Source organism: Acidimicrobiales bacterium (assembly GCA_036273495.1).
In the GTDB taxonomy this organism is placed as follows: Bacteria; Actinomycetota; Acidimicrobiia; order Acidimicrobiales; family JAJPHE01; genus DASSEU01.
The window spans coordinates 1-7,893 of the sequence record DASUHN010000324.1 but is presented as its reverse complement, the minus strand read 5'-3'; the positions used below and the strand labels follow the sequence as shown (position 1 = coordinate 7,893).

At 72.4% G+C, this 7,893-nt stretch carries 8 protein-coding genes; 3 read left to right on the top strand and 5 right to left on the bottom strand.

Annotated features, from left to right (window positions below; all coding sequences use genetic code 11):
• Positions 1–658, bottom strand: a 658-nt coding sequence (locus tag VFW24_13870) for a family 1 glycosylhydrolase (GenBank protein ID HEX5267851.1), incomplete at its 3' end; no start/stop codon positions are given.
• Positions 659–700: 42 nt separating this feature from the next.
• On the opposite strand from VFW24_13870, the gene tesB reads away from it, so the two are divergent.
• Entirely contained in the window at positions 701–1,579 is an 879-nt protein-coding gene (gene tesB, locus VFW24_13865; GenBank protein HEX5267850.1) for an acyl-CoA thioesterase II, read from the top strand.
• A 1-nt stretch (position 1,580) separates the two neighbouring features.
• On the opposite strand, the gene VFW24_13860 is transcribed toward tesB, so the two are convergent.
• On the bottom strand, positions 1,581–2,852 hold the full coding sequence (locus tag VFW24_13860; GenBank protein HEX5267849.1) for a citrate synthase: 1,272 nt from the start codon (positions 2,850–2,852) through the stop codon (positions 1,581–1,583).
• A 23-nt stretch (positions 2,853–2,875) separates the two neighbouring features.
• Here VFW24_13860 and VFW24_13855 point away from each other — a divergent pair, with 23 nt between their 5' ends.
• On the top strand, positions 2,876–4,261 hold the full coding sequence (locus VFW24_13855; GenBank protein ID HEX5267848.1) for an FAD-binding oxidoreductase: 1,386 nt from the start codon (positions 2,876–2,878) through the stop codon (positions 4,259–4,261).
• Here VFW24_13855 and VFW24_13850 read toward each other — a convergent pair.
• Together VFW24_13850 and mug are read right to left on the bottom strand one after the other, a co-directional pair.
• The gene (locus tag VFW24_13850) at positions 4,251–6,185 is read right to left on the bottom strand and encodes an ABC transporter ATP-binding protein (protein HEX5267847.1); all 1,935 of its coding nucleotides are present in this window, start codon (positions 6,183–6,185) and stop codon (positions 4,251–4,253) included. The two genes, VFW24_13855 and VFW24_13850, sit on opposite strands and share 11 nt — an antisense overlap.
• An 82-nt stretch (positions 6,186–6,267) precedes the next feature.
• Positions 6,268–6,843 (bottom strand): G/U mismatch-specific DNA glycosylase, encoded by a 576-nt coding sequence (gene mug, locus VFW24_13845; protein HEX5267846.1) that lies wholly within the window; start codon positions 6,841–6,843, stop codon positions 6,268–6,270.
• Between the two features lie 35 nt (positions 6,844–6,878).
• On the opposite strand from mug, the gene VFW24_13840 reads away from it, so the two are divergent.
• A complete protein-coding gene (locus VFW24_13840) occupies positions 6,879–7,388 on the top strand; it encodes a Gmad2 immunoglobulin-like domain-containing protein (GenBank protein ID HEX5267845.1) in 510 nt (169 codons plus the stop codon).
• Between the two features lie 10 nt (positions 7,389–7,398).
• Here VFW24_13840 and VFW24_13835 read toward each other — a convergent pair whose 3' ends face one another.
• Positions 7,399–7,836 carry a GNAT family N-acetyltransferase gene (locus VFW24_13835; GenBank protein HEX5267844.1) on the bottom strand — a complete coding sequence of 146 codons (438 nt, stop codon included), beginning with the start codon at positions 7,834–7,836 and terminating at the stop codon, positions 7,399–7,401.
• Between the last annotated feature and the right edge of the window lie 57 nt (positions 7,837–7,893).

Here is a 7,893-nt window from a genome sequence, read left to right as displayed (position 1 = left end):
GCTGGAAGTCGGTCATCGACAGCGTGAGCCCGACCGGGGCGTCACCCGGCCCGGAGCGGATGGCGTCGACCGCCTTGCGATGGGCGTCGACGAACACGTCGCTGACGGCCAGGTGGAGACCGTCGTCGGTCCGCCCCGGCGGGAACAGCCCCAGGCGGTAGCCGAGCAGCGCGACCACGTTGGGCTCGTTGATCGTGCACGCCCAGCCGATCAGGTCTCCGAGATACGCGGTCGCCCGCGTGCAGAACCGGGCGAAGAGGTCCGCCGTCTCCGGGTCCTCCCATCCCCCCCGGTGGGCGACCCAGCGCGGCGTCGTGAAGTGGTGGAAGGTGACGATCGGGGTGAGCCCCCGCTCGTGGCACGCCGCGCACACCCGGCGGTAGTGCTCGAGGTTGGCCCGGGACCATTCGCCGGGCTCGGGCTCGATCCGGCTCCACTCCAGGGAGAAGCGGTAGGAGTTGAACCCGAGCCGGGCCACCAGGTCGAGGTCCTCCTCGTAGCGGTGCCAGTGGTCGACGGCATCCCCGCTCGCCTCGGAGCACTTGCCGGCGGGGTCGTGCTCCCACATCCACCAGTCGTTGTTCCAGTTGCCGCCCTCCACCTGGTGGGCGGCGGTGGCCGTGCCCCACACGAAGCCGTCCGGGAAGCGCAGTGCCATGGCCGGGGACCGTAGCCCCTGGCCTGTCTAGCCTGCGGGCCCGTGACCGAGGCCCTCGACGAGCTGGTGAAGCTGCTGGACCTCGAGCCCATCGAGGTGAACATCTTCCGCGGCTCGAGCCCCGAGGAGCGCCGCCAGCGCGTGTTCGGGGGCCAGGTGGCGGGCCAGGCCCTGGTGGCCGCCGGGCGCACCGTCGAGAGGGGAAGGGTGCACTCGTTGCACGCGTACTTCCTTCGCCCCGGGGACCCGGCGGTGCCGATCCTCTACGACGTCGACCGCATCCGGGACGGGCGGTCGTTCACGACCCGGCGGGTGGTGGCGATCCAGCACGGCCGGGCCATCTTCAACCTGTCGGCCTCGTTCCACGCCGACGAGACCGGGTTCGACCACCAGCTGCCGATGCCCGAGACCATCGACCCCGACGAGCTGCCGACGTTCGAGGAGCGGATGCGGCCCTACGCCGAGAAGATGGGGGACTGGTACACCCGGCCCCGGCCCTTCGACCAGCGCTACGTGGCCGATCCGCTCCGGGCGGCGCCGAGGGCCGGGCCGCGCGACCCCCACCAGCAGGTGTGGCTGCGCGCCGACGGCACCCTGCCCGACGACCCGATGCTGCACGCGTGCATGGTGGCCTACGCCTCCGACATGACCCTGCTCGACTCGATCCTGATGCCGCACCACCGGGCGTGGGACGATCCCGGCGTGATGATGGCCAGCCTGGACCACGCCATGTGGTTCCACCGCCCGGTCCGGGCCGACGAGTGGTTCCTCTACGACCAGCACAGCCCGACCGCCACCGGCGGGCGGGGGCTGGCGACGGGGCACATCTTCACGCGCGACGGCCGGCTGGCGGTCTCGGTGGTGCAGGAGGGCCTGGTGCGCCCCGTCGACCCGAAGCGGGCCAAGAAGCTCGAAGGTTGAACTAGCCCCGCTGGTCCATCGGCAGGTACTTGCGCTCCGGCTCGCCCACGTAGAGCTGGCGGGGCCGGGCGATCTTGGAGTCCTGGTCGAGCATCTCGGCCCAGTGCGCCAGCCATCCCGACGTTCGGGGGATGGCGAACAGCACGGTGAACACGTTGAGGGGGAAGCCCATGGCCTGGTAGATGAGGCCGGAGTAGAAGTCGACGTTGGGATAGAGGCGCCGGGACGTGAAGTACTCGTCCTGGAGCGCCACCTCCTCCAGCTTGAGGGCGATGTCGAGCAGAGGGTTCTTCCCGGTGACCGCGAACACCTCGTCGGCGGTCTGCTTGATGATCTTGGCCCGGGGGTCGTAGTTCTTGTAGACGCGGTGCCCGAAGCCCTGGAGGCGGCCCTTCCCGGACTTCACCGCCTTCACGAACTCGTCGACCTGGTCGATGGAGCCGATCTCCATGAGCATGCGGATGACCTGCTCGTTGGCGCCGCCGTGGCGGGGCCCGTACAGGGCGGCACAGGCGGCGGCGCACGCCGTGTAGGGGTCGGTGTGGGACGAGCCCACCACCCGCATGGTGGTCGTGGAGCAGTTCTGCTCGTGGTCGGCGTGCAGGATGAACAGGATGTCGAGGGCCCGGGCCAGCACCGGATTGTCCCAGGCCACCTCCTCCCGGGGCTCGAACATCATCCGCAGGAAGTTGGCGGTGAAGCCCAGGTTGTTGTCGGGGTACACGAAGGGCATCCCGACGCTGAACCGGTAGGTGCAGGCGGCGATCGTCGGCATCTTGGCGATCAGCCGGACGGTCGACCAGTACCGGATGTCCTCGTCGAAGATGTTCTTGGCCTCGTCGTAGAAGGTCGACAGCGCCGCCACGCTCGAGACGAGCATGCCCATGGGGTGGGCGTCGTAGTGGAAACCGTCCATGAACCGCTTCCGCATGTTCTCGTGGATGAACGTGTGGTAGGTGATGTCGTGGCGCCACTTCTCCGCCTGCTCGGCGGTGGGCAGCTCCCCGTTGAGCAGGAGGTAGGCCACCTCGAGATAGGTGGAGTGCTCGGCCAGCTGCTCGATCGGGTAGCCCCGGTACCGGAGGACTCCCCCCTCCCCGTCGAGGTAGGTGATGGCGCTGGCGCACGCCGCGGTCTGCATGAAAGCGGGGTCGTAGAACCAGGTGTCGGGGAGCAGCTTGTGCCACTCGCCGGCCGCCACGCCGCCGTTCTGGAGAGGGATCTCGATGGACTCCCCCGTGCGGTTGTCGGTGATCGTGACACTCTCGGCCATGAGGTGATCCTAGTGTCCCCTTTGTGGCCGACCCCCTGGCGGGCCAGCTGCGCGGGATCCTCGGTCCGGAGGCGGTCATCGACGACCCCGAGCTGCTCGTCGCCTACGAGACCGACTGGATGGGCCGGCGCCCGGGGCGGGGCCGCCTGGTCGCGCGGCCGGGGTCGACCGAGGAGGTCGTGAAGGTCGTCGACGCGTGCAGACGAGCCGGCGCCGCCGTCGTGCCCCAGGGCGGCAACACCGGCCTGGTGGGCGGCGGCGTACCCCGCGACGGGGAGGTCGTGCTGTCGACCCGGCGCCTCGACTGGGTCGGGGCGGTCGATCCCCTCACCGCCACCGTGGCCGCCGGCGCCGGGGCCCCGCTCGCCGCGGTGCGCGACGCGGCGCGCGCCGCCGGGTTCGACGTGGCCGTCGACCTCGGCGCCCGGGACTCGGCCACCGTCGGGGGCATGGCGGCAACCAACGCCGGCGGCCTCCGGGTGATCCGCCACGGCCAGATGCGCGCCCACCTGACCGGTCTCGAGGCGGTCACGGCCGGCGGGCAGGTGCTCAGGCGCATGGCCGGTCTGGCGAAGGACACCGCCGGCTACGACCTCACGTCCCTCCTGTGCGGGAGCGAGGGCACCCTGGGCGTGATCACCGCCGTGCTCATGCGGGTGGTCCCGGCCTCCCCGGCGCGGGTGACCGCCGTCGCCGGCGTGGCGTCCCTGGGTCGGGCCATGGAGGTGCTGGCCGGGCTGCGCGGCCGGCTCCCCGAGCTGGAGGCGGCCGAGGTGGTGCTGGCCGACGGCGCAGCGCTGGTGGCGGAGCTGTTCGGGGTGGCCCCCGCCGTCGACCGCTCGTGGCCCTGCCAGCTGCTCGTGGAGGTGGCGGGCCAGGAGGAGGCGGCCCTGCTCGACCGGCTCGCCGCCGCCCTGGACGACGCCGGGCTGGCGGGCGACGACGGCGCCACCGCGGTGGCCACGGAGCCGGGCGGCCGGGCCGCCCTCTGGGAGGTCCGCGAGCGCCACCCCGAGGTCGTGGTGCGCATCGGCGTGCCCCACAAGCTCGACGTGTCGCTCCCGCTCGGGAGGCTGGCGGCCTTCGCCGAGGAGGTGCGCGCCCGGCTGGCCGCGGCCGTGCCCGGCGCCACCACGGTCCTCTACGGCCACGCCGGGGACGGCGGGCTGCACGTCAACGTGGCCACCCCCACCGGCGGGCCCGACCCCGACGGACGCATCGAGGAGGTGGTGCTCGAGCTGGTCGGCGCCATGGGCGGGTCGGTCAGCGCCGAGCACGGGATCGGGACCGACAAGGTGCGCTGGATCGGGCTCACCCGCAGCCCGGCCGAGCTGGCGGCCATGCGCGCCGTGAAGGACGCCCTCGATCCGGAGGGCGTGCTCAACCCCGGGGTCCTGTTCAGCCGGTGACGGAGCCGATGACCGAGCCCACGCCGGTCGGGGCGGCGCCGGTTGCGCCGGGCAGGAACTGCGTCCGGTACAGCTCGGCATAGAGGCCGTCCTGGCCGATCAGGTCCTCGTGACGGCCCGACTCGACGATGCGGCCGTCGTCGACGACGAGGATGCGGTCGGCGTCGCGAACCGTCGAGAGGCGGTGGGCGATGACGAGCGACGTCCTCCCGGTGAGCGCCTCGTTGAGGGCGTGCTGCACGGCCACCTCGGACTCGGAGTCGAGGTGGGCGGTGGCCTCGTCGAGCACCACGATGCCCGGGGCCTTGAGCAGCAGCCGGGCGATGGCGAGGCGCTGCTTCTCTCCCCCCGACAGGCGGTAGCCGCGGTCGCCCACCACGGTGTCGAGCCGGTCGGGCAGGCCTTCGACCAGGTCCCAGATCTGGGCGGCGCGCAGGGCGTCGACCAGCTCGGAGTCGGTGGCGCCGGGCTTGGCGTAGAGCAGGTTGGCGCGGATGCTGTCGTGGAACATGTGGGCGTCCTGGGTCACGACCCCGATCGACGCCCGCAGGGACTCCTGGGTCACGGCCCGGGCGTCGGCCCCGCCGATGCGCACGCTGCCGGCCGTGGGGTCGTACATGCGCGTGACCAGCTGGCTGATGGTGGTCTTGCCGGCGCCGGACGGGCCGACCAGGGCCACCAGCTCCCCCGGCTCGGCCCGGAACGACACGTCGTGGAGCACCTGGCGGTCGGGGACGTTGTCGAGCACGGCCACCGCCTCCAGCGAGGCCAGCGACACCTCGGCGGCGGTGGGATAGCGGAAGCCGACGTGGTCGAACTCGATGGTGTTGGCGCCCGGCGCCAGCTCGGCCGCGTCCGGGGCGTCGGCGATCATCGGCGGCAGGTCGAGCACCTCGAAGACCCGGTCGAAGGAGACCAGCGCCGTCATCACGTCCACGTTCACGTTCGACAGAGAGGTGAGCGGCCCGTACAGGCGGGCCAGGTAGGTGGTGAGGGCCACGACGGTGCCCACGTCGAGGGTGCCGCGGGTGGCCATCCAGCCCCCCCATCCGTACACCAGCGCCGTGGCCAGGGCCGCCACCAGCATCAGGGCGGCAAAGAACACCCCCGCGTACATGGACGAGGTCACCCCGATGTCGCGCACCCGTCCCGCCCGCCGGGCAAACTGGGCGTCCTCCTCCGCCGGCCGGCCGAACAGCTTGGTCAAAAGCGCCCCGGCCACGTTGAACCGCTCGGTCATGGTCATGGTCATGGCGGCGTTGAGGTTGTAGCTCTCGCGGGTGATCGTCTGCAGCCGGCGCCCCACCCGCCGGGCGGGCACGATGAACACCGGCAGGAGGGCCAGGGCCACCAGGGTGATCGGCCACGACAGGGTGAACATGGCGGCCAGGGTGAACGACACGGTGAGGGTGTTGCCGATCACGCTCGAGAAGGTGCCGGTGAACGCCGACTGGGCCCCGAGCACGTCGTTGTCGAGCCGGCTGACTAGGGCGCCGGTCTGGGTACGGGTGAAGAAAGCGATCGGCATCCGCTGGATGTGGGAGAACACCCGGGTGCGCATGTCGAAGATCAGCCCCTCGCCGATCCGGGCCGAGAACCAGCGCTCGGCCAGCGACAGGGCGGTGTCGAACAGCGCCAGCCCGGCCGCCACCGCCGCCAGGGTCACGACCAGCCCGCCGTCGTGGCGCAGGATCCCCCGGTTGATGATCTCCCGGAACAGGAGGGGGTTGACCACACCGATGACCGAGTCGACCGCCAGCATGGTCACGAGGAACACGAGCTGGCGGCGGTACGGGGCGGCGAACCGGAAGATCCGCTTGAGCGTCCCCGGCGCCAGCTTCTGACTGGTCACCGACGGGTCCCGCCGGAACGATCTCATCATGGCCCACGGGCTCGAGCGCATCCCCGGCCCGTGCGGGCTCATCGACCTCATGCGCCCGGCCTCATGCCCGCGCCCGGCCTCACGCCCGCGCCGGGCCTCCCGTCCGCGCCCGGAGTCGGAGCCCTCATCCAGTGGGGGAACGTCTGCCGCCGGCAGGTATTCCGGAGGCCCGCCGCAGCTCCGAGTACGCCGCCACCATGTCGGGCAGCTGGTAGCGGGCCTGCAGGCCGCTCGGGTTGGGCAGCACCCAGACGGCCGAGCCGGCCAGCCGCTCGTCCTGGGCGCCGATGGGGGCGCGGGGCCGCCGGAAGGCGGTGCGGTAGGCCTGCATGCCCACGAAGGCGACGGCGCCCGGCCCCAGCCGGCGGACCTTGCGCTCGAGCGCCACCGCCCCCGCCCGCAGCTCGGCGCCCGACAGCTCGCTGGCCGCCGCCGTCGTCCGGGCCACCAGGTTGGTGATGCCGATCCCCATCGAGGGGAGGACGGCCTGCTCGGCCGGGTCGAGCACCCGGTCGGTGAAGCCGGCACCGTGGAGGACCTTCCAGAAGCGGTTCCCGGGCCGGGCGAAGTGCAGGCCGGTGGCCCCCGACCACAGACCGGGGTTGATGCCGCAGAACAGCACGCCGAGCCCGGGACCGACCAGGTCGGGGATGGTGCGGTCCACGGCCCGTTGCAGGTCCTCCGGGGACGGCCTCGGCATACACAAGAATGCCGGGCGTGCGATCACCTTCCCGCATGACCCCCCGCCGCGGGGCCCTGGTCGTCTGGGCCGCGGCCCTGGGCGCCGGCGCCGCCGGGTGCAGCTCGTCGGCGTCCCTGCCCCGCGCCACCGCCACCACCGCCGCCCACTTCTCGGTGACCACGGCCGCCTCGGCCGCCGCAGGGAGCGGGCCGACGAGCACGGCGTTGCCTGCGCCGGGATCGGGGACGACGAGCACGACCAACCCGGCCGTCGCCACCAGCGGCGGGGCCATCGTGATCACCTCCCCCCACTCTGGCCAGACGGTGTTCAGCCCGGTGATCGTGACGGGGCGGAGCAGGGTGTCGTCGGTGACGGTCCAGCTGAGCGACGCGAGCGGAACGGTGCTGGCGTCCACGATCGTGCGGCCGTCGGGCGGCCAGTTCAGCGCGACGGTCCGGTTTGCCACCACATCGCCGGGAGCGGGGACGCTGACCGCCTTCGACACCGGTCCGGGCGGCGCCCGTCAGGACATCGCCACCGTGCCGGTGCAGCTCAGCGACTGACGACGGCGCGTCAGTCGTCGTAGCGGTACACGTTGGTCTCGCGCCGCTTGAATCCCAGCTGCTGGTAGAGGCGGTTGGCCGCCTCGCGGGACGGCCGGCTGGTGAGGTCGACGGAGCGGCACCCCGACTGGCGGGCCCGCTCGAGGGCGGCGTTGGTGAGCGCCGATCCCACGCCCTGGCCGCGGGCGGACTCGTCGGTCACGACGTCCTCGATGATGGCCCGCAGGCCGGTGGGTATCCGGAACACCACGAGCGTCAGGCTCCCGACGATCGCTCCTCCGAGGCGGGCCACGAAGAGCACGGTGGCGGGCGAGTCGATTATCTCCGCCAGTTCGTCCTTCCCGGGTGGGGGCGCCGAGCTGGAGAGCTGCGAAACCAGGCGGGCCCACGCCTCGACCAGCTCCGGGTCGACAGCGGTGGCCTCGCTCACCTCGATGCGCCCCGCCACCGGGCCGAGGGTAGCGTGCGGCGGATGGAGAGCGTCCACTGGGAGGACCGGCCGCGG